At 53.7% G+C, this 18,098-nt stretch carries 18 protein-coding genes and 1 tRNA gene; 5 read left to right on the top strand and 14 right to left on the bottom strand.

Translation table 11 applies throughout. The features are described 5' to 3' along the window. The first annotated feature begins 3 nt into the window (after positions 1-3). Positions 4-843 carry an alpha/beta hydrolase gene (locus tag FHW74_RS05680; protein WP_183169553.1) on the top strand — a complete coding sequence of 280 codons (840 nt, stop codon included), beginning with the start codon at positions 4-6 and terminating at the stop codon, positions 841-843. A gap of 2 nt (positions 844-845) precedes the next feature. Here FHW74_RS05680 and metC read toward each other — a convergent pair whose 3' ends face one another. Both metC and FHW74_RS05670 read right to left on the bottom strand, forming a co-directional pair. After that, a complete protein-coding gene (metC, locus tag FHW74_RS05675; protein WP_183169552.1) occupies positions 846-2,027 on the bottom strand; it encodes a cystathionine beta-lyase in 1,182 nt (393 codons plus the stop codon). 21 nt (positions 2,028-2,048) lie between these two features. Next, positions 2,049-3,335: an amino acid permease gene (locus tag FHW74_RS05670; protein WP_183169551.1), complete on the bottom strand. Its 1,287-nt coding sequence runs from the start codon at positions 3,333-3,335 to the stop codon at positions 2,049-2,051. Positions 3,336-3,585: 250 nt separating this feature from the next. Between FHW74_RS05670 and FHW74_RS05665 the strand changes: the two genes are divergently transcribed. Next, entirely contained in the window at positions 3,586-4,545 is a 960-nt protein-coding gene (locus tag FHW74_RS05665) for a LysR family transcriptional regulator (protein ID WP_183169550.1), read from the top strand. A 47-nt stretch (positions 4,546-4,592) separates the two neighbouring features. On the opposite strand, the gene FHW74_RS05660 is transcribed toward FHW74_RS05665, so the two are convergent. The 8 genes from FHW74_RS05660 to FHW74_RS05625 form a co-directional block, all read right to left on the bottom strand. Then, complete coding sequence (locus FHW74_RS05660; protein WP_183169549.1) at positions 4,593-5,204, bottom strand: DUF2238 domain-containing protein; 612 nt, start codon at positions 5,202-5,204, stop codon at positions 4,593-4,595. 126 nt (positions 5,205-5,330) lie between these two features. Beyond that, positions 5,331-6,128, bottom strand: a complete 798-nt coding sequence (locus FHW74_RS05655; RefSeq protein WP_183169548.1) for a transporter substrate-binding domain-containing protein — start codon at positions 6,126-6,128, stop codon at positions 5,331-5,333. Between the two features lie 40 nt (positions 6,129-6,168). Continuing rightward, a complete protein-coding gene (locus tag FHW74_RS05650; protein WP_183169547.1) occupies positions 6,169-6,894 on the bottom strand; it encodes an amino acid ABC transporter ATP-binding protein in 726 nt (241 codons plus the stop codon). Between the two features lie 18 nt (positions 6,895-6,912). Next, positions 6,913-7,599, bottom strand: coding sequence for an amino acid ABC transporter permease (locus tag FHW74_RS05645; RefSeq protein ID WP_183169546.1), 687 nt, complete (start codon positions 7,597-7,599; stop codon positions 6,913-6,915). Positions 7,600-7,611: 12 nt separating this feature from the next. Further along, on the bottom strand, positions 7,612-8,289 hold the full coding sequence (locus tag FHW74_RS05640) for an amino acid ABC transporter permease (RefSeq protein ID WP_183169545.1): 678 nt from the start codon (positions 8,287-8,289) through the stop codon (positions 7,612-7,614). Between the two features lie 14 nt (positions 8,290-8,303). Next, positions 8,304-9,212, bottom strand: coding sequence for an NAD(P)-dependent oxidoreductase (locus FHW74_RS05635; protein WP_183169544.1), 909 nt, complete (start codon positions 9,210-9,212; stop codon positions 8,304-8,306). A 17-nt stretch (positions 9,213-9,229) separates the two neighbouring features. After that, entirely contained in the window at positions 9,230-9,676 is a 447-nt protein-coding gene (rpiB, locus tag FHW74_RS05630) for a ribose 5-phosphate isomerase B (RefSeq protein WP_183169543.1), read from the bottom strand. Between the two features lie 24 nt (positions 9,677-9,700). Beyond that, positions 9,701-10,444, bottom strand: coding sequence for a FadR/GntR family transcriptional regulator (locus FHW74_RS05625; protein WP_161660891.1), 744 nt, complete (start codon positions 10,442-10,444; stop codon positions 9,701-9,703). Between the two features lie 551 nt (positions 10,445-10,995). Here FHW74_RS05625 and FHW74_RS05615 point away from each other — a divergent pair. Then, the gene (locus FHW74_RS05615) at positions 10,996-11,295 is read left to right on the top strand and encodes a SymE family type I addiction module toxin (RefSeq protein ID WP_183169542.1); all 300 of its coding nucleotides are present in this window, start codon (positions 10,996-10,998) and stop codon (positions 11,293-11,295) included. A gap of 532 nt (positions 11,296-11,827) precedes the next feature. Here the strand turns inward: FHW74_RS05615 and FHW74_RS05610 are convergent. Both FHW74_RS05610 and FHW74_RS05605 read right to left on the bottom strand, forming a co-directional pair. Continuing rightward, the gene (locus tag FHW74_RS05610) at positions 11,828-12,757 is read right to left on the bottom strand and encodes a nucleotidyl transferase AbiEii/AbiGii toxin family protein (protein ID WP_183169541.1); all 930 of its coding nucleotides are present in this window, start codon (positions 12,755-12,757) and stop codon (positions 11,828-11,830) included. Continuing rightward, on the bottom strand, positions 12,744-13,526 hold the full coding sequence (locus FHW74_RS05605) for a type IV toxin-antitoxin system AbiEi family antitoxin domain-containing protein (RefSeq protein WP_183169540.1): 783 nt from the start codon (positions 13,524-13,526) through the stop codon (positions 12,744-12,746). The genes FHW74_RS05610 and FHW74_RS05605 overlap by 14 nt, the downstream gene beginning before the upstream one ends. A 401-nt stretch (positions 13,527-13,927) precedes the next feature. Here FHW74_RS05605 and FHW74_RS22990 point away from each other — a divergent pair, with 401 nt between their 5' ends. Next, a complete protein-coding gene (locus FHW74_RS22990; RefSeq protein WP_370527981.1) occupies positions 13,928-14,182 on the top strand; it encodes a type I restriction endonuclease in 255 nt (84 codons plus the stop codon). A gap of 354 nt (positions 14,183-14,536) precedes the next feature. Here the strand turns inward: FHW74_RS22990 and FHW74_RS05595 are convergent. Together FHW74_RS05595 and FHW74_RS05590 are read right to left on the bottom strand one after the other, a co-directional pair. Beyond that, a tRNA-Phe gene (locus FHW74_RS05595) sits at positions 14,537-14,612 on the bottom strand. Positions 14,613-14,716: 104 nt separating this feature from the next. Continuing rightward, positions 14,717-15,427 carry a DUF554 domain-containing protein gene (locus FHW74_RS05590; RefSeq protein ID WP_125293673.1) on the bottom strand — a complete coding sequence of 237 codons (711 nt, stop codon included), beginning with the start codon at positions 15,425-15,427 and terminating at the stop codon, positions 14,717-14,719. Between the two features lie 520 nt (positions 15,428-15,947). Here FHW74_RS05590 and FHW74_RS05585 point away from each other — a divergent pair. Then, on the top strand, positions 15,948-18,083 hold the full coding sequence (locus FHW74_RS05585) for an ornithine decarboxylase (RefSeq protein WP_183169539.1): 2,136 nt from the start codon (positions 15,948-15,950) through the stop codon (positions 18,081-18,083). The last annotated feature ends 15 nt before the right edge of the window (positions 18,084-18,098 follow it).

The following is an 18,098-nucleotide window of genomic DNA, read 5'->3' as shown; positions in this document are numbered from 1 at the left end:
ATTATGCCGCTGCGCTTGTATACGTCACGTTATTATTGGTTGATAACGCTGGTATTTTTATTGGCTGGATGTATTAACGCCGACAGCCGGGACCGCGCGGCGCTGCTGGCAAAAAAATCTGGTCTGAACAGTCAAAATTTACCCACCGCGTTCTTCGAATTGCGTAGCTGGCAGCGCATCAGCGACCCTGCACAGCCGGTGCGGGTGTATATCGAGGGCGATGGTTTCGCCTGGGTCAGCCGCACGCGTCCCTCTGACGACCCGACGCCGCGCCAGCCCACCGGGCTGACGCTGGCGGCGGCGGACACCTCCGCTAACGTGTTGTATCTGGCGCGGCCCTGTCAGTTTATCGGCCCGCCGCTTCCGGCAAACTGTGGCGTGACCTGGTGGACCGATAACCGTTTTTCGCCGCAGGTCGTGCAGGCGATGAATGAGGCGCTAAGCCAGGCGCTGCGCCTCTGGCCCGGGATGCCGATCGAGCTGGTCGGGTATTCTGGCGGTGGCGCAATTGCCGCGCTTATCGCCGCGCGCCGTGATGACGTGCGATCGCTGCGCACCGTGGCGGGCAATCTGGATGTGGCTTACGTTAACGCCGCGCATCACGTTTATGCGATGCCTGATGCGTTAAGCGCTATCGACGTTGCTCCACAACTGGCGCACCTGCCGCAGATCCATTTTACCGGCAGCGCCGACACCACTGTGCCGCCAGCAACGGCGCGGCGTTTCCAGCAGGCGGCGGGAGGCCAGTGCGTGCGTATCGAAGAGGTGCAGGGGATGGCGCATGGATCGGACTGGGCGGCAGTCTGGCCGTCGCTGCTACAGCAACAGCCCGACTGCCGTTGACCTCAGACGAACATTTTTAGCCGTTCCAGCCCGGCGGCCAGATCGGCTTTTAAATCGTCCATATCTTCCAGGCCGATTTGCAGACGCAGCGCTCTGCCGCCGGGTTGCCATGTCGTCACGGTGCGGTATTCCGCGCAGTTAAACGGAATGATCAGGCTTTCAAAACCGCCCCATGAGTAGCCCATCGCGAAAATGGCCATATTATCCAGCATGTGATCGACGCTGGCTTTGCTGTATTCCGGTTGCAGAATGATCGAGAACAGCCCGGATGAACCGGTAAAGTCGCGCTTCCAGATCTCGTGGCCGGGGCAATCGGGGAATGCCGGATGTAGCACTTTCAACACTTCCGGGCGCGATTGCAGCCACTGCGCCATCTCCAGCCCGCGTTTTTCCGCCTCTTTGAGCCGCAGATACAGGGTGCGCATGCCGCGCAGCGCCAGAAAACAGTCTTCCGCGCCGGGCAGCATCGCCATCAGATCGTAGGTTTTGCGCAACGCCGGCCACCAGGCATCGTTGGCGGAGACCACGCCCATCAGCAGATCGGAGTGGCCGCCGAGGTATTTGGTCCCGGCTTCCACCGATAAATCGCAGCCGTGTTCATGGGCGCGGAAAAACACCGGCGTCGCCCAGGTATTATCGATAATGGTGGCGATACCGCGCGCTTTGGCCTGTGCCGTCATGGCGGGCACGTCCTGGATCTCAAAGCTCTGTGATCCGGGGGATTCCAAAAACAGCGTGCTGGTATTTGGCCGGAACAGCGCCGCAATTCCCGCGCCGATCAGTGGGTCGTAATACTCGGTTTCAATGCCCATCTTCGCCAGCAAACCCGCGCAGAACAGGCGCGTGGGTTTATACACGCTGTCCGGCATCAGCAGATGATCGCCCGCTTTCAGGGTGGTGAGCAGCGCCAGGGCGATAGCGCCGAGGCCGGAAGGCGACAGCACGGTTCCCGCCGCGCCTGCCAGTTCGCTCCACGCCTTCTCCAGATTGGCGATGGTGGGGGTGCCCATGGTGCCGTAATTAAACTCGGCGCGGTTGTTTTCAATATCGCTGACGGTGGGGAAAATTACCGTCGAGCCGCGATACACCGGGCTGTTCACGAAGCCTTTCTGCTGCGCCGGGTCTCTGCCAATCTGGGTGAGACGTGTGCCGATACTAAAATTCGAAGGAGATTGTTTACTCATCAGGTACCTCTTAAACCAGCGTTATTCAAAAAACTTAAAGAAAGGGGACAGGCATAGCAAGATGCCAAAAAAGGTGATGAACCAAACGCCCGGACCTTTAAACTGATGCAGCGTTTTGACTTTATAAACTAAATAACAGGGAATTAAGCAGGAGACTAAGCCGAATAACGGGCTGCCGAGCTGCATAAAAAACAGAATCGAAAAACGGGTAGAAATCCATGCCCACAGCCCGAGCACCACGCCAGCGTGGATCGCCAGATTCAGCGTTTGGTGATTGATTTTCTCTTCAGGAATAAAGCGGCTAATAATATTCACCACAATGCCCTTAATCGCTTCCTGAAAGCCCAGATAAATCCCGAGAAACGCCGTTAATATCGCGAAGATATTTAACAGGGCGCTCATCACTTTCACCACCGAACCGGGGATCACCTGAGCGGCAATCGCCAGCGCGGAAATATTCTGCTCGAATGCGGAGACCGCTTGCTCATGGCTAATCGCGAAGGTAAACGAAAAGGCGAAGAATAAAACCGCCACCGCCAGAATGATATAGGCTACCCGATTTGCGCGAATGGCGCGGTACGTGGCGATGCGCCGGTCCGGCTCCACTTTACGGTAGGCGATATTCATTGGGCTGAGGATCTGCACAAACAGAATCGAAAACAGGGTAAACGGCAATGTCAGAAACACGTCGCGCAGAAAGGAGCCAATCGGTGGAAAGGCGCTGATATTATTGAAATTCCAGTGCGGAACCATCACCAGGCCCAGCGCCACGATAATACCGAACTTCACGCAGACCATCGGCCCGGAGACTTTAAACAGCAGCCGTTCGCCCTGTGAGGCGATGCTGACCAGCAGCACCAGAATCACCAGCCCGTACCAGACCGAATCCGACAGTAATCCCTCAGTTAATCCGAAGGTCTGAATATAGGATGCGCTATCGAAGGTGACCGCCAGCGAATAAGAAAACATACCGTGCAGCAGCATTAAAAAATAAGCGATGCCCAGCCAGAATCCCCAGTTTTTCCCTAAATACTGGGTGATGACGTTAGAGTAATCTTCACAGTTTTCGCTTTCCGAAAGGGTTTTTAAATACAGGCTTTGTAATAAATAGATAGCGGGATAGGCAATGATGACCGAGGCGATAAATACCCAAATGCCTTTTATGCCGATTTGCACCGGCATAAATACAATGCCAGAGCCAATCGCCATGCCAATACACAATACCACCCATCCTGCATCATATTGGGTAAATGGAATCGATGGTTGAAACTTTTTAGAGCGGGGTACAGAGTGAGAAATGTCATTCATAATATTTTCCTGTCGCAATTTATTAAAATAATGGTGACGCATGACTGCAACGGCGGTGATAATTATTATTCAGTTCATTCATTTTCTGACTGCAATATCATGGTACGTAATCAACAGCGAAACGAAAAGGCGTTGGCGGTGCTAAGTATCAATAAGACTTGTGCGTAAAACGCAAAAGTTGATGAGGGTCGCTGTTTGCGTGACGGCGCGATATGCTGTTGAACGGGTGTCGCCAGGGCGAGGGAGAGTGATGAATAAGGTTTTTATGCCATTTAAAGCAAAAATTGATAACCACGCGATATTTCGCCAGTTAGAAATCTTCATTAAGGTGGTTGAATGCAACAGTTTCTCCGTCGCCGCGCAAAAACTGAGCCTGACGCCGTCGTCCGTGAGCCGCAGTATTTCGCAACTGGAAGAGAGCCTCGGCGTCGTGCTGTTAAAAAGAACCACCCGCACTTTTATCCTCACCGAGCCGGGGAAATATTTGCTGATCCGCGCCCAACGTCTGCTGGGCGATCTCGATGATTCGCTAATCAACACTTCCAGCTTTCATCACCATCCGCAAGGCCAGCTCAAAATCACCTGTTCCATCGCGTTTGGCGTGTCGCATCTGATGCGGCTGTACAGCGAGTACCGGGAGTCGTACCCGGACGTGCGGCTGTCGGTGGATCTCAATGATCGGAACGTTAATCTTAACGAAGAGAATTTTGATATTGCCTTACGGATCACCGCGCGTCCGCCGACTAACTTCGCCCTGCGGGAAATCTGTAAAATCAACTGGGTGTACTGCGGCAGCAAAACCTATTTTGAACGGCGAGGGATCCCGCAGTCGCTGGCCGACCTGGAACAGCATGATTGTTTGATTAATCCCAATGTCTCGGATAACTGGTATTACATCGACGAGCAGCACCAGCCGCGCGCGTTAAAGGTGAATAATGTTATTGAGGTTAACAGCACGCTGGGGCTATTGAATGCCGCGCTGCATCATCAGGGGATTGTCAGCCTGCCGACCTATTTGCTGGGCGATTACATCGCCCGCGGCGAACTGGTGCCGGTGTTGCTGGATCATGAGGTCAAAGAGCATGAATACAGCCTGTATGCGCTGTATCACCCCGGCTATCACCAGGACCCCAAAATACGCAGCTTTATCGACTTTATGGTGAAAAGGATCACGGCCGCCCCGGCATGGGATAAGTGGCTGGAGACGTGAGTCCGCGTCTTTCAGGATAAAAAAACCCGCCGGGCGGCGGGCTGTCATTACAGTTTTTCTATCTGCCGCGAATGCCACGGACCGAGGATAAACACGGAAATCATCGCACCCAGCAGGGCGCACAGCATATCGGATTGGGTATCCCACGGGTCGCCCTGAGTACCGAGGAACTCATCCGCGCCCTGGCCCAGAATCAGCGCCACCCACCACTCAATCAACTCATAAAAGGCGCTGATCGCCAGCGCGATACAGCACACCAGGAAACCCAGCATTTTGCGCCCGTTGATAAAGCCGCCGCGAATCAGCACTTCCCGCGCCGCCAGCGCCGGGACTAAGCCCTGAAACAGATGGCCGAGCTTGTCGTAGGGGTTGCGGCTGAGGTTCAGCCACTCCTGTACCTCAAACCCGAGAGGCACTTTGGCATACGAGTACATCCCGCCGACGATCAAAATAATGGCGTGAAAAAAGATCAGCAGGTAGAGCAGGGGCGTCAAGGGATAGCGCCGGGCGGTTGCCCACAGGATCGGCACCACGATGAGAACCGGGAGCACTTCCATCAGCCAGGTGAGTTTGCTGGCGGTGGCGATGCCAGTGACGATAAGCAATGCGGCCAGCAGCACTACGCCGACGGGCAAACAGAGAGAACGGGCAGAATTCATTAGCGATCCTTCACTCAGGGAAAGGGCATACTATCCGACTGAAAGCGAAGAAAAACAACGCTGAAAATAGCAGGGGAAAAGGCGTGACAGTGACGTCACGCCTGAAATGGTCGCCAGTATGCTAAATCAGGGGCGGTTAAGGATCTCAGCGGGAATCGGCTCGCCGTGATACTTCTGGTAAATGGCATTCAATTTTCCATTTTTAAGGTTGGTCGCAATCCATTCATCGAGTTTTGCTTTCAGCTCTGGCTCATTCTTTTTCAGGCCAATGGCTAAATCAAACACGGTTAGCGTCATTTTCGGTTCAAACGCCAGCTTCGGGTTTTGCTTGTTGATCTGATTAACCAGGGTGGCGGATGTCGCAACCGCGTAAGCCTGGCCGCTCACGGCAGCCGTGACCATCGTGGCATCGTCATCATAACGTTGAATGGTCACGCCATTTTTCGCCGCGTCTTTGGTCAACATGGAGTCCTGAGTCGTTCCCCGGGTCACGGTAATGGCATGCCCTTTCAGATCGGCCCAGTCGCTGATTTTGGTGGCCGCAGGCGCGCCAATGACAGAGCGTAAGCCTGCATAGGCGCGGCTAAAATCAATCACCTGCGCACGTTGAGGGGTAACGGAGAGGGTAGATATCACGATATCCGCCTTACCGGTTTGCAGGTTAGGAATTCGCGTCGCGCCGGTTGTCTCAATGAATTTCAGTTTCAGTCCCCAGTCTTTAGCCAGCAGTTCGGCGGTTTCAACGTCGGAGCCAACGGGTTTCATCGACGCATCCAGCATCCCGGAAGGGGGAATAGAGAGGTCGGTCGCGACGCGGATCTCGCCCCGTTTTTGAATCTCTTCTAAAGCATTGGCCGAAACGGGAAGCGTGACGACGGCGGACAACAGTGTGGCGAGCATTAAGATGTGTTTTGCAGGGCTCATTATTATTCTCCTTCATGGGAATTTTGTAGGGTTGAGGGACTCACAAATCGTTTGAAATAAATTCCTGTAATGCCGCTGTGGCTGGCGTTTTCAGGATCTCGACCGTGCCGGTTTCGTGGACGGTTCCCTGGTGCATAAAAATAATTTTATCGGCGACCCGACGGGCGAAATTCATCTCATGGGTCACCATAATCATGGTCATGCCACTGCCCGCCAGGCGTTCAATAACGCGCAGCACTTCGCCGGTGAGTTTGGGATCTAATGCCGAGGTGACTTCATCAAACAACATCACTTTCGGTTTCATTGCCAGTGAACGTGCGATGGCGGCACGCTGTTGCTGCCCGCCGGAAAGCTGCTCGGGGTAGCTGTCGGCTTTATCCGCCAGGCCAACCTGCTCCAGTACGGACAGCGCTAACCGTCGGGCTTCCGCCTTCGCCATTTTTTTGACCGATACCGGGCCTAACGTGATGTTTTGTTCAATCGTCAGATGGGGAAACAGGTTGTAACTCTGGAACACGATCCCGACATCCTGACGCAGCTTGCGCAGATCGACATGGGGATCTTCCACTTTGTGTCCACAGACCTCAATGCTGCCGCTATTGATGGTTTCCAGCCGATCGATACAGCGCAGTGCCGTACTTTTGCCTGAACCGCTGGCGCCAATCAGTGCCACGACCTGCCCCTGATTCACTGAAAAAGAGACGTCTTTCAGTACCGGGTTGTGGCCAAAGCTTTTTTGCACATTTTTCAGGGTAATGATGGACATAATATTAACCTTCAGCACTTAATTGATTGGTGGACTTACGGTTTGGAGAAGCTTGCTTTTCTTCTCAGGCGCGGCCTGTTCAAGACGGCGGCTTAGCACGGATACCGGGAAGCAGAGGCAAAAATAGACTGTGGCAACAATCAGATAGATAATGAACGGCTCAAAAATGGAGTTGTTGATCAACTGACCGGCGCGCGCCAGTTCGACAAATCCCACCACTGAAGCCAGCGACGTGTTCTTGATGATCTGCACCGAAAACCCCACGGTTGGCGGTGTAGCCAGTTTAATGGCCTGCGGGAGTATCACTTTAAACATGCGTTGCACGCGGGAGAGCGCCAGGCATTCAGCCGCCTCCCACTGCGCGCGCGGAACCGCCTGAATACAGCCCCGCCAGATCTCGCCGAGGTAGGCGCTGGCGTAAATCGTCAGCGACACGCCTGCCGCCAGCAGGGGCGAGATGGTAAAGCCCAGTTGCGGCAGCCCAAAATAGACCATAAACATGATAATCAGCAGCGGCGTGCCCTGAATTAACTGCACCCAGGTCGCCACAACTAAACGGACGATACGCACCGGCGCAATGCGGCCAAGCGCCAGCAGAAAGCCCACTAACCCGCCGCCGCCGAAAGCCATCAGCGACAGGATCGCGGTCCACACTGCGCCTTCCAGCAAAAACTGAATATGTGCGAAATTGAGGGAAATATTCATCGTCAGGCCTCCCTAAATCATGGTGCCAAGCCGGCGACGGCGAGGGAAAATGACCAGTCCAAACAACCAGAATACCAGGCGCATCAACAGTGAGATCGCGATATAAATACCCGCCACAATCACGAAGGTTTCAAACGGGCGGTAGGTTTCTGACTGAATAAAGTTGGCGGTCGCGGTCAGTTCTTCGGTAGAGATCTGCGAGGTCACCGAGGAGGCCAGCATCAGCAAAATAAACTGGCTGGTCAGCGACGGATACACGCGTTCGATGGCAGGCCGAAGCGCAACATGCCAGTACTGCTGCCATTTGGTTAACCCCAGCGTTTCTGCGGCCTCCCATTGCCCCTTATGCACCGACTCAAATCCGGCGCGCATGATCTCTGCGGTGTAGGCACCCACGTTGATCGTCAGCGCAATGACCGAGACGGTGAAGGCGGTAAATGAAAAACCCAGGCTGGAAAGGCCGAAATAAACCAGAAAGATCTGCACCAGAAACGGCGTGTTGCGGATGGATTCGACGTAGATTGCCGCGATTCTCGCAAACACTTTGGAGTGAGAGCGCCGGGCAACGGCGCAAAGCGTGCCGATGAGAAAACCCGTCACCGTCGTCACGATGGCCAGTTGGGCGGTTAATGTCGCGCCGTCCAGTAACAGCTGCCATTGTGAAAGTATTGCTGTGAAATCGAGCATCATGACTTTCGCCCCGGTTAATTAGTTTTTGCGGTCTGCTGGCCGGTCAATCGGTCATAGACTCTGAACAGCGCCTGGTTGCCATTGGCTCCTTCACCGTAAGCCTGCGCATTCTGGTATTGGCTGGCGACAAGGGCAGTCGCAGGAAGGGGAACCGGATGTTTCTGCGCCGCCTCCAGCACCAGACGCAGATCTTTCATCATCAAATCAATGCGAAAACCGGCGGAGGTATCGCCTTCGATCATGGCGGGCCCCAGTTTGTCGAGCATCCAGGATGCGGCAGATCCGCCCAGCAGCACTTCACGCATTTGCGGCAAATTGATATCCCAGGCGCGAGCCAGCGCCAGCGCTTCGCAAATTGCCTGGATATTGATGCCGCAAATCAGCTGATTACACAGCTTGACGGTTTGCCCGGCACCGGATGCGCCAACGTGATTTAACGTGGTGCCCATGGCGCGCAAATACGGCGTCGCCTGCTCAAACCCGCTGGCTTCACCGCCCACCATAATGGTCAGCGTGCCGTTTTTAGCGCCAATCGGCCCGCCGGAAACCGGGGCATCCAGCATGGTCACCCCGGCAGCCGCCAACGCCTGGCTCAGCTTGCGGGTGGCTTCCGGCGCGATGGTGCTCATATCCACGTACAGTTTTCCACGCGGCGGAACAGCTAAAAGACCCTGCGGACCGCGCACGATCTCCTCAACCTGCGGGGTGTCCGGCAGCATGGATATCACGATATCGGCATCGCTTACGGCGCAGGGAATATCAGTAACGATTTCAACGCCGAACTGGCGCAACGCATCGCCCGCGCCGCTGACAATATCAAACGCGCGCACGGTATAGCCCGCCTGGGCGAGATTGCGCGCCATCTCGCGCCCCATCACACCTAAGCCAAGAAAGCCAACGATGCCGGAAGTCTCTGTCTTCATCAGAAGTCCCCTTGCCGTTAGTTATGCTGTTCGAGCTGCGCCAGTTTCTCGACGCGGCGGATGAAGTCGGCATCCTGAACAAAGGTTGCCTGCAAAAATGCGTCAATCAGATCGCGCGCCAGCCAGGGGCCCACGATTTGCGCGCCGATGCACAGCACATTGACGTCATCGTGCTCAACGGACTGATGGGCGGAATGCACGTCGTGACCTACCGCGGCGCGGATGCCTTTAATTTTGTTGGCGGCAATCACCGCGCCCACGCCGGTACCACACACCAGGATGCCGCGCAGACCGTTGCCTTCGCGTACTTTATTGCACACCGCGAAAGCGATATCGGGAAAATCCACAGGCTCAGGGTTATAGCTCCCCACATCGTCAATCTGATGGCCCGCTTGCTCGAGCCACTGGATGAGCTCCTGCTTAAGGTGAAAACCTGCGTGGTCACTGCCAATTACGATCTGCATCTGCTTTTCCTTATTAAGGGGGGTTTAGTCAGCAAAAGGTTGAGAACCCACCATGCGAATGGTGGCGCGACGACGAAAATCAGCGCCAATTTCAAAATGGCGGCTCAGTAAGTCATCGGCTTTGTCTTCGTCTCGTTCGACGATGGCGGCAAAAATGGCGCGGTGGTGATCGATGAGAAAAGCTTCAATGCCTTCCACCTGAATAATCTGTTCACGCCTGTCGAGGTGGGAGCGCTGCATCAGTACGCCAATCGACTGATAGATGTTGATAAGCGTTGGCGAGCCCGATGCGTTGACGATGGTTTCATGAAAACGAAAGTCAGCCCGACCGCCCAGTTCCGGTTCATGGATGGTATCGCTGATGTCGCGCAAGCAGGCGGCCAGGCGATCGTAATCGCTCTGGGTTGCCCGGCGGCAGGCGAGGCGCACGGCCTGGCGTTCAATGGCGATACGCGCCTGCATCACGTCGTCCACCACATTTGGCTGGTGGGCCAGTACGAAGGTGAAAAATTCACCAAAAATCGAAACATCCGGTTTTGTTACCACCGTGCCGATGCCATGACGGATCTCTACAGCGCCAATCATCGCCAGCGCTCTGAGCGCTTCCCGCAATACCGGGCGGCTGACGCCTAATCGGGCGGACAGTTCACGCTCCGGGAGCAAACTGTCGCCCGCGCTCAGCGCGCCGCTTAACAACTGCTCGCGCAAAAATTTAACGACGCGGTCATGGCCGCTGCTGTTTTCCGTCTTTTCACGTTTGATATCCATATGATTTTACCGGTGGTCTTAAGTGGTAATACCAATGGTAGATATGTTAACGAGTTATTAATGTGATGTTGATCGATAATTAACCTGGTGGTTTTGTGAGCGGGATTGCAATTATTGCTTTAACTGACTGTGGGGAGAGATCGCCGGGATCGTTAGATCCGTGTTTTAGGTTGCAATCGACGCCCGGCAGATAAAGGAAGTGCAAGGCTTGGGGGGAATTTGCGAGATGTATTCTGGATTCGTAAGATACTGCATCAGCACTGGTTTAAACCTCTTGCTGTGAGTTTCTGGTAGCAGTATTGTTCACCCGCACCTGCAAAATCAGGTGCCGGGATTGACCTCCTGAAATACTGTTACAGGCGACATATGACGCGCCAGCGTCGTTTTTATGTCGTGCGCACGGTTACACCTCAATGGCGGGCCGGGCGGGGGCGTCGCGAGACGCGCCGGTTTCCTGTAACGCCGGTAAGGTCAACCCCGCCAGGTTCCGCCACCCGCGAGATTGACCTCTCCAGTGGCGGCAATATCAAACGTTACAGGAGGCTGCCCTTATGGCTACTACCCCTAACCAGACTCAACTTTCATCTGAAAAAAGCGCGAAGACCCAACGTCGTTACACCGTCGGCTATATGCCTAATCGGGGCGATACCAGCACACCTGCACTGTATCTGAGTGGAAAATGGTTAAGAGAAGCAGGATTTGCTACAGGAAAGGGCGTTACGGTTAAGATCGCCGACGATTGCATCGTACTTATTCCAGACAATAATGAAATCCAGGTACTGCATGAAGAGTTAAAACAGGCAAAGGCGGCAGTGAAAGAGATGAAGCAGAGGGTATTAAATTTGCTTTGAAAATATTATGAAAATACAAAGCAAAAACCCGCCTCAAGGGCGGGTTTTCTGAAGAAGTGGTGCCGGACTCGGAATCATATCCACGATTAACATGCTGTTTGTTATTGTTTTTATTGGTATTTCTCGTAAATAGCACCCCCACAAAGGCCCGCATAAAAAATCACTTTGGTTTTGTGAGGGTTATCACGAAAAATCATCATTTAGCGAATAGGGGCTTCGTTATATGTGGAGCCAGGTCCATACATAACGGTCTGAGGTCCACATATAGCGGATGAAACTCCACATATAATGATTCGAGGTCCACATATAACCGCGTGAAAAACATACTTACCTTGCCCGCAGGGTGTTAATTCGTCCCTCTGCATTGAGCTGTAAGTTGATATGTCGGATTAGGCACTTTTGAGATAATATTTGACGGTGTCGATTATTATTTATTGAATTATATTAATATTTTCATCTTTTTTGAGATATAGCCATGAGGCCGTTGAGATAACCAAACATCATGGTTCAATTCATTCCCTCAGAACCAGAGCTAAAAATACTGCTCCAGAACCCCTTCCAGCTTGCTCACCGCCGCCGCATACTTGGCCGGATTCTTATCCTTCAGTACCGCCAGATTACGCAGTTTCCAGCGAATAGCCGGTAGGTGTTGAATTTCAGGATAGCGATACAGCGACCAGTCAGGGGTATTTTGCTTATAGCTGAGCAAGAACTGGCGATCTCTGTCCGTAAGAAGCGATTGCAGCGCTTCTGGCAGCAATGTCGTTACTGATAAAAGGGACTCCAGCGACGTTTCCTGCTGTGTCATTCCTGAAAATTCCTGTGCGTACAAAGTAGCGATCCGCGCTGTATCCCAGTTTGGTGACAGCAGCTCGGCAATGGGGCGAGGATGGCCTGCCAGATAGCAAAGAAAACCGTCAAAGATCTCGCGTGTCAGGCCCGGCTTTTTCATCATATTCAGTACGTCAAACAGATCGCGCGGATGCTGGCGGTCAAGCGCGGCGCAGATTTTACCGCCGTAAAGATCCGCCTGCGAGACGACATTCATCGTGGTAAAGCCATACTCCATTTCCACCTGTTCACATACCGGCATTTCTGTTGGTGGCAACAGCAGCCCACGCCAGACTGGGCTAACTTCAATCTTTATCTGCGCGTCGGCGGTGTTAACAATGATGCGCTTTTCATCCGCTTTGTTCTCCTGCCGAATAGCGGTGATCCCCGGTTTGCCGTTCAGCGATTCAGTAATACGCATCAAGGCGTCATTGATGGCAGCCAGATCGGTATCACGATCCGCATAGGTCTTATACGCCAGATCGATATCTACCGACAGGCGAGGGAAATCCTGTACAAACAAATTGATTGCCGTGCCGCCTTTCAGAGCGAAGCAAGATTCCTTTGCCACATGCGGCAGCGTAGCCATTAATAGACTGACCTGTCGGGCATAACTATCACGCAGATCCATCTTCGACTCCTTCCGGTTTAAATGCGCGGGGAACGGTGATTTGATAATCCGGTTCCAGCCAGCCGCCAGGAACGATTTGCCGCTTTCCCGTACCTGTTTCTATACCGCTTTGATCGAGATACCGAAAATAAGGATGCTCATTGCGCCGGGCAAGATAGAGCATTACCCGGTTGGTTTTAACCGAATGGCTGGCGCAGAGCAGCGTTTGTAATTTACGCGGGCTGAGAAGGTTCATCCCCTGAAACAGTGCATCGGCATGTTCGAATGAGATCAACGAGGGTACGCAGCAGGCAATCTCATACGCGGCCAGTTCCGGGACACTACCTATTAACTGTCGGTCGCCGATATTCAGTTTTGCCGTGAATGGTGTTACATCGACGGTGAGACCAGAGGTATACAGCGTGACAAATGTCGCGAATTGTTCAAAGGCAGCAAACCATCCTGGCAGTTTGGCGTAAGCCGGAAGTGTGAGCCAGACCTGAGGTTTACCCGGTTCGGTATAGTGAGCATGACCTTGTAGCGCAAGGCTTGTCAGCCCGGCCACGCGAACTGGCTTTTCCCACTGTGTCTGCAGGCCGTAAACCGCGTCCACCCAGTCGGGCTCGCGGCCCGTCCGGCAGTATACGCCGTGCGCGATCCGCCTTAGCCAGCCATTCTGGACATAGAGGTAAGAGAGCTTACGGTCTATGCCGTTACGGGTAAGCCATGACTGAAGCAAAACCTGACCGGGTAGGGTGTTTTGCATCAGCCAGTTTAGATAGTTTGGCAAATGTCGCCTCTGGGTGGACAAATACTTAAATTATTAAACTAATTTAGACCGGAAGTGATTTTATCGCAACATTCGGTTTGGTAATTCTCGTATTTGTCGATTATAAGTCGACATTTTTTATAAAATATAAACTTTAGATCATTATAGAAAAGTAGGGCTAAATGTATTCGTCAGCTAATGTGGGGCGTGTAACATAGCTTTAAAGTGAAACAGCAAGCGTAGTGTATTGTCCCCTGTGGTAATTGTTGTATGGGGCTTGGGGCGTGGCAAAACGATAAGAAGAGAATCTGATGAAATTCACCGAAGATACCCGCGTAAAAATTCCCGTCATTCTGCATTTGATAAGGCTGGGTTACAGCTACCTGTCGCTCAAAACGCAAACGTGAGACAAAGAAACCAATATCTTTCCTGACATCTTTACCTCCGCCCTTGCCAGAATCAACCCCGACACAGCGCCCGATGACATCGAATGCGTATTTAAAGACACCAAACTCTTGCTTGATAACGAAGACTTAGGTCGGGCCTTCTTTGAAAAGCTGAGCGATCGCTCAAACATCAAACTGATCGACTTTGAAAACTTCACTAACAACAGCTTCCACGTCGTCACCGAACTATGTAGTGGGACAGTAACCGATTGTAATGAGGTCCGTGAATAAGGCCGGGAATCCTTTCCAGGGTTGTGAGGGGTGAGCAAGCCTACCGGCGCGGTAGTGTTTTTCACATATCAGAATCGAAGCGATGACACTTTCCTGGCACAGACCGGACAAAGACCGGATTTTGCCTTGCTGTGATGAACCCATCAGACAGGCATACAAGCTGGAAATAGTGTTTATTGACCGTTTGAAGCCGAACAGACAACGACACTGTGACCGGAAGGGCAGGGAGTACCTAAAGAGAAATGCTCAGGCTGGATGGAAGAGACAGAGTTGCGGCATCTGTGGTCAGAATTCCCAGAAATCTACCGGAACCCCAAAAGCAAAAACCCGCCTTTCGGCGGGTTCTTTGAATAGTGGTGCCCGGACTCGGAATCGAACCAAGGACACGGGGATTTTCAATCCCCTGCTCTACCGACTGAGCTATCCGGGCAACGGGGCGCATTAAACCCGATTCACCGTACCGCGTCAACGAAATTTCCGTCGTTTGCGTTCAGATGCGCATTAAGCCGCCATGTTGACGACAATCCCACCACTTCACCCGCCAAAGAAGTGCATCCACAGTGCGGATATCGGCATGCTGATAATCAACGCAGGGAGCATATTCACCACCGGGAACATTTTGATGCCGCAAATCCGCAGCCCGGTCGCCAGCAGCAGTACGCCGCCAACGGCGGTGAAGTCGGCCATCATGGCGGGCGTGGTGAGCGGCAGGATAATCGCCGCGCACCAGGCGAGGGTTAACTGGATCGCCACCAGCGGAAACGCGATAAACGCCACCGCCACGCCGAGCGTGGTGGCGAAAATCATCGCGGTAAAGAAATCGAGAAAGGATTTGGCGATCAGGATGGTCGGGTCACCGGTCATGCCTTCCTGCATCGCGCCAAACACGCCGGTGCCGCTGGCGCAAAACAGAATCAAAATGGCGACGAAGTTCTGGATAAACGCGTCATGGCCGCCATTTTTACCGCCTTTATCCAGCAGCGAACGCGCTTTGCCCGCGGCGGCGTTAATGCCGCGCTCCATGTAGCACAGTTCGCCAATAATGGTGCCAAGTAGGGTAGAGAGCACCATCACCGGCAGGTTGGCGCATTTAACGATCAGCAATACACCAATACCCAGGGAGGCCAGCCCGAAGATCGACGGCATCGTCACCCGTAACCGCTCCGGTAATTTTGAGCCCAGCAGTGCGCCCAACAATCCGCCGATCAATACGGCGGCACCATTGATAAAAGGACCAGTAACCATGTGTTCTCCCGATGCGTCTTTCCGCGCTAAAAACCGTGTTTTTCTCTGTGCGGTGAATGCGTTTTCATGCGCTAAAAATGCGTGTTAATGTAGCGCGCCTGTCGCTGAAGACGTTGTGCTGCCTGATAATATCAATAATTTACCTGAATAATCTTTGGCGAATTATGCAGTTTATCGATTGCGTCTTGCGCGGGAGGGGTAAAACTGCCATGATTGCGCGAATTTTCCGCTTCCCTGACACGAGGCTTGTATGATGAGGTTGTTTTCCGCGCCTGTCACTTACAGACTGCGTTCTGCTATGCAGCCGCCAGCCCGTGCTCTCAGTCCGTTATTGCCTGCACTCACCATGCGGTGAGGCCAACGCACGCTCACTCCAGGACATCAGTAAGACCAGATGCATTCTGTTTTTACTGATGTCAGGCGGTTGGAGCTGTTTCCAGTTTCACCAAAGACGCCATACCGGGATGAACTCCCCGTGCTTGCCTGTTGGCACTTACTCCCTTTAAGGCTTTTGTTGCTTATGAAATCGTTAAAAATCGCAGCCAGTCACGACATTGCCAGCGCACTCTCCACGCATCGTGAGGTGGTTACGCTGGATAACACTGACTTTACCGATGTCGCCGCCGTGGTGCTGAGCATTGCCGATACCCGCAGCGGCATTCTGGCGTTGCTGAAACGCAGCGGATTTAATCTGCCGGTCTTTGTGCTAAGTGAAACGCCGCTGGATCTGGACGCGATTACCGGCGTGATTGACGGTAAAGCCCAGTCGTTCCTCGAGCTGGAAGCCGCTGCTACGCGCTATGAAGAAAACCTGCTGCCGCCGTTTTTCGATACCCTGTATCAGTACGTTGAGATGCAAAACAGCACGTTCGCCTGTCCCGGACATCAGCACGGCGAGTTCTTTAAAAAGCATCCGGCAGGGCGTCAGTTTTACGATTTTTTCGGTGAGAATGTGTTTCGCGCCGATATGTGCAACGCCGATGTGAAGCTGGGTGATTTGCTGATCCACGAAGGCTCGGCTAAACATGCCCAGAAGTTTGCCGCTAAAGTGTTTAATGCCGATAAAACCTATTTCGTGCTTAACGGCACCTCCGCCGCGAATAAAGTGGTAACCAACGCGCTGCTAACCCGTGGCGACCTGGTACTGTTTGACCGCAATAACCACAAATCCAACCATCACGGTGCGCTAATTCAGGCGGGTGCCACGCCGGTCTATCTGGAAGCGGCGCGCAACCCGTTTGGCTTTATCGGCGGGATTGACGAGCACTGCTTTGAAGAGACTTATCTGCGTGAGTTAATCCGCGAAGCTGCGCCGGAACGTGCCGATGAGCCGCGTCCGTTCCGCCTGGCGGTGATCCAGCTTGGCACCTACGACGGCACCATTTATAACGCCCGCCAGGTGATCGATAAAATCGGCCATCTGTGCGACTACATCCTGTTTGACTCCGCCTGGGTGGGCTACGAGCAGTTTATTCCGATGATGGCCGACTGCTCGCCGCTGCTGCTGGAGTTGAACGAAAACGATCCGGGGATTTTTGTCACCCAGTCGGTGCACAAACAGCAGGCCGGTTTTTCCCAGACTTCGCAAATCCACAAAAAGGATAATCACCTGCGCGGTCAGGCGCGGTTTTGCCCGCACAAGCGCCTGAACAACGCGTTTATGCTGCATGCCTCCACCAGCCCATTTTATCCGCTGTTTGCCGCGCTGGACGTCAACGCTAAGATTCATGAGGGCGAGAGCGGTCGCCGCCTGTGGGCCGAGTGCGTGGAGCTGGGCATCGAAGCGCGTAAAGCTATTCTCAGCCAGTGCTCAATGATCAAACCCTTTGTGCCGCCGAGGGTGGAGGGGAAACCGTGGCAGGACCATCCCACCGCGCAGATTGCCAGCGAACGCCGCTTCTTCAGCTTTATCCCTGGCGAACGCTGGCACGGTTTTGACGGCTATGCGGATGAGCAATATTTTGTCGACCCTTGCAAGCTACTGCTCACCACGCCGGGTATCGACGCGCAAACCGGCGAGTATGCTGAATTCGGCGTACCGGCCACCATTCTGGCCAACTATCTGCGGGAAAACGGCCTGGTGCCGGAGAAAGCCGATCTCAACTCGATCCTGTTCCTGCTGACCCCGGCGGAGAGCCCGGAAAAAATGGCTCATCTGGTGGCGCTTCTGGCGCAGTTCGAGCGCCACATCGAGCAGGACTCGCCGCTGGCTGACGTGCTGCCGACCATCTGGCAAAAATATTCGCTGCGCTACAAGGGCTATACGCTCCGCCAGCTGTGCCAGGAGATGCACGATCTGTACGTCAGCTTTAACGTCAAAGACCTGCAAAAAGCGATGTTCCGCAAAGCCGAATTGCCGCAGGTAGTGATGAACCCGCAGGACGCTAACCGCGAGTTTATCCGCGGTAATGTGGAACTGGTACGCATCAGCGAAGCCGCAGGACGCATCGCGGCGGAAGGCGCGCTGCCGTATCCGCCAGGCGTGCTGTGCGTGGTGCCGGGCGAAGTATGGGGCGGGGCGGTGCAGCGTTACTTCCTGGCGTTGGAAGAGGGCGTGAATTTACTGCCAGGCTTCTCGCCGGAACTTCAGGGCGTGTATAGCGAAACCGATGCCGACGGGATCAAACGGCTCTACGGAAACGTGCTGAAAGCCTAAAAAAAATGCCGACCC

The organism is Atlantibacter sp. RC6 (assembly GCF_014193285.1).
Lineage (GTDB): Bacteria > Pseudomonadota > Gammaproteobacteria > Enterobacterales > Enterobacteriaceae > Atlantibacter.
Note: the sequence above shows the minus strand (reverse complement) of the source record. Positions and strands in the feature narration are given on the sequence as shown.

What these genes read in the sequence shown, in the direction of transcription:
- FHW74_RS05680 (WP_183169553.1), top strand. Translation starts at nt 4, where the DNA reads ATGCCGCTGCGCTTGTATACGTCACGTTATTATTGGTTGATAACGCTG.
- metC (WP_183169552.1), bottom strand. Translation starts at nt 2,027, where the DNA reads ATGAGTAAACAATCTCCTTCGAATTTTAGTATCGGCACACGTCTCACC.
- FHW74_RS05670 (WP_183169551.1), bottom strand. Translation starts at nt 3,335, where the DNA reads ATGAATGACATTTCTCACTCTGTACCCCGCTCTAAAAAGTTTCAACCA.
- FHW74_RS05665 (WP_183169550.1), top strand. Translation starts at nt 3,586, where the DNA reads ATGAATAAGGTTTTTATGCCATTTAAAGCAAAAATTGATAACCACGCG.
- FHW74_RS05660 (WP_183169549.1), bottom strand. Translation starts at nt 5,204, where the DNA reads ATGAATTCTGCCCGTTCTCTCTGTTTGCCCGTCGGCGTAGTGCTGCTG.
- FHW74_RS05655 (WP_183169548.1), bottom strand. Translation starts at nt 6,128, where the DNA reads ATGAGCCCTGCAAAACACATCTTAATGCTCGCCACACTGTTGTCCGCC.
- FHW74_RS05650 (WP_183169547.1), bottom strand. Translation starts at nt 6,894, where the DNA reads ATGTCCATCATTACCCTGAAAAATGTGCAAAAAAGCTTTGGCCACAAC.
- FHW74_RS05645 (WP_183169546.1), bottom strand. Translation starts at nt 7,599, where the DNA reads ATGAATATTTCCCTCAATTTCGCACATATTCAGTTTTTGCTGGAAGGC.
- FHW74_RS05640 (WP_183169545.1), bottom strand. Translation starts at nt 8,289, where the DNA reads ATGATGCTCGATTTCACAGCAATACTTTCACAATGGCAGCTGTTACTG.
- FHW74_RS05635 (WP_183169544.1), bottom strand. Translation starts at nt 9,212, where the DNA reads ATGAAGACAGAGACTTCCGGCATCGTTGGCTTTCTTGGCTTAGGTGTG.
- rpiB (WP_183169543.1), bottom strand. Translation starts at nt 9,676, where the DNA reads ATGCAGATCGTAATTGGCAGTGACCACGCAGGTTTTCACCTTAAGCAG.
- FHW74_RS05625 (WP_161660891.1), bottom strand. Translation starts at nt 10,444, where the DNA reads ATGGATATCAAACGTGAAAAGACGGAAAACAGCAGCGGCCATGACCGC.
- FHW74_RS05615 (WP_183169542.1), top strand. Translation starts at nt 10,996, where the DNA reads ATGGCTACTACCCCTAACCAGACTCAACTTTCATCTGAAAAAAGCGCG.
- FHW74_RS05610 (WP_183169541.1), bottom strand. Translation starts at nt 12,757, where the DNA reads ATGGATCTGCGTGATAGTTATGCCCGACAGGTCAGTCTATTAATGGCT.
- FHW74_RS05590 (WP_125293673.1), bottom strand. Translation starts at nt 15,427, where the DNA reads ATGGTTACTGGTCCTTTTATCAATGGTGCCGCCGTATTGATCGGCGGA.
- FHW74_RS05585 (WP_183169539.1), top strand. Translation starts at nt 15,948, where the DNA reads ATGAAATCGTTAAAAATCGCAGCCAGTCACGACATTGCCAGCGCACTC.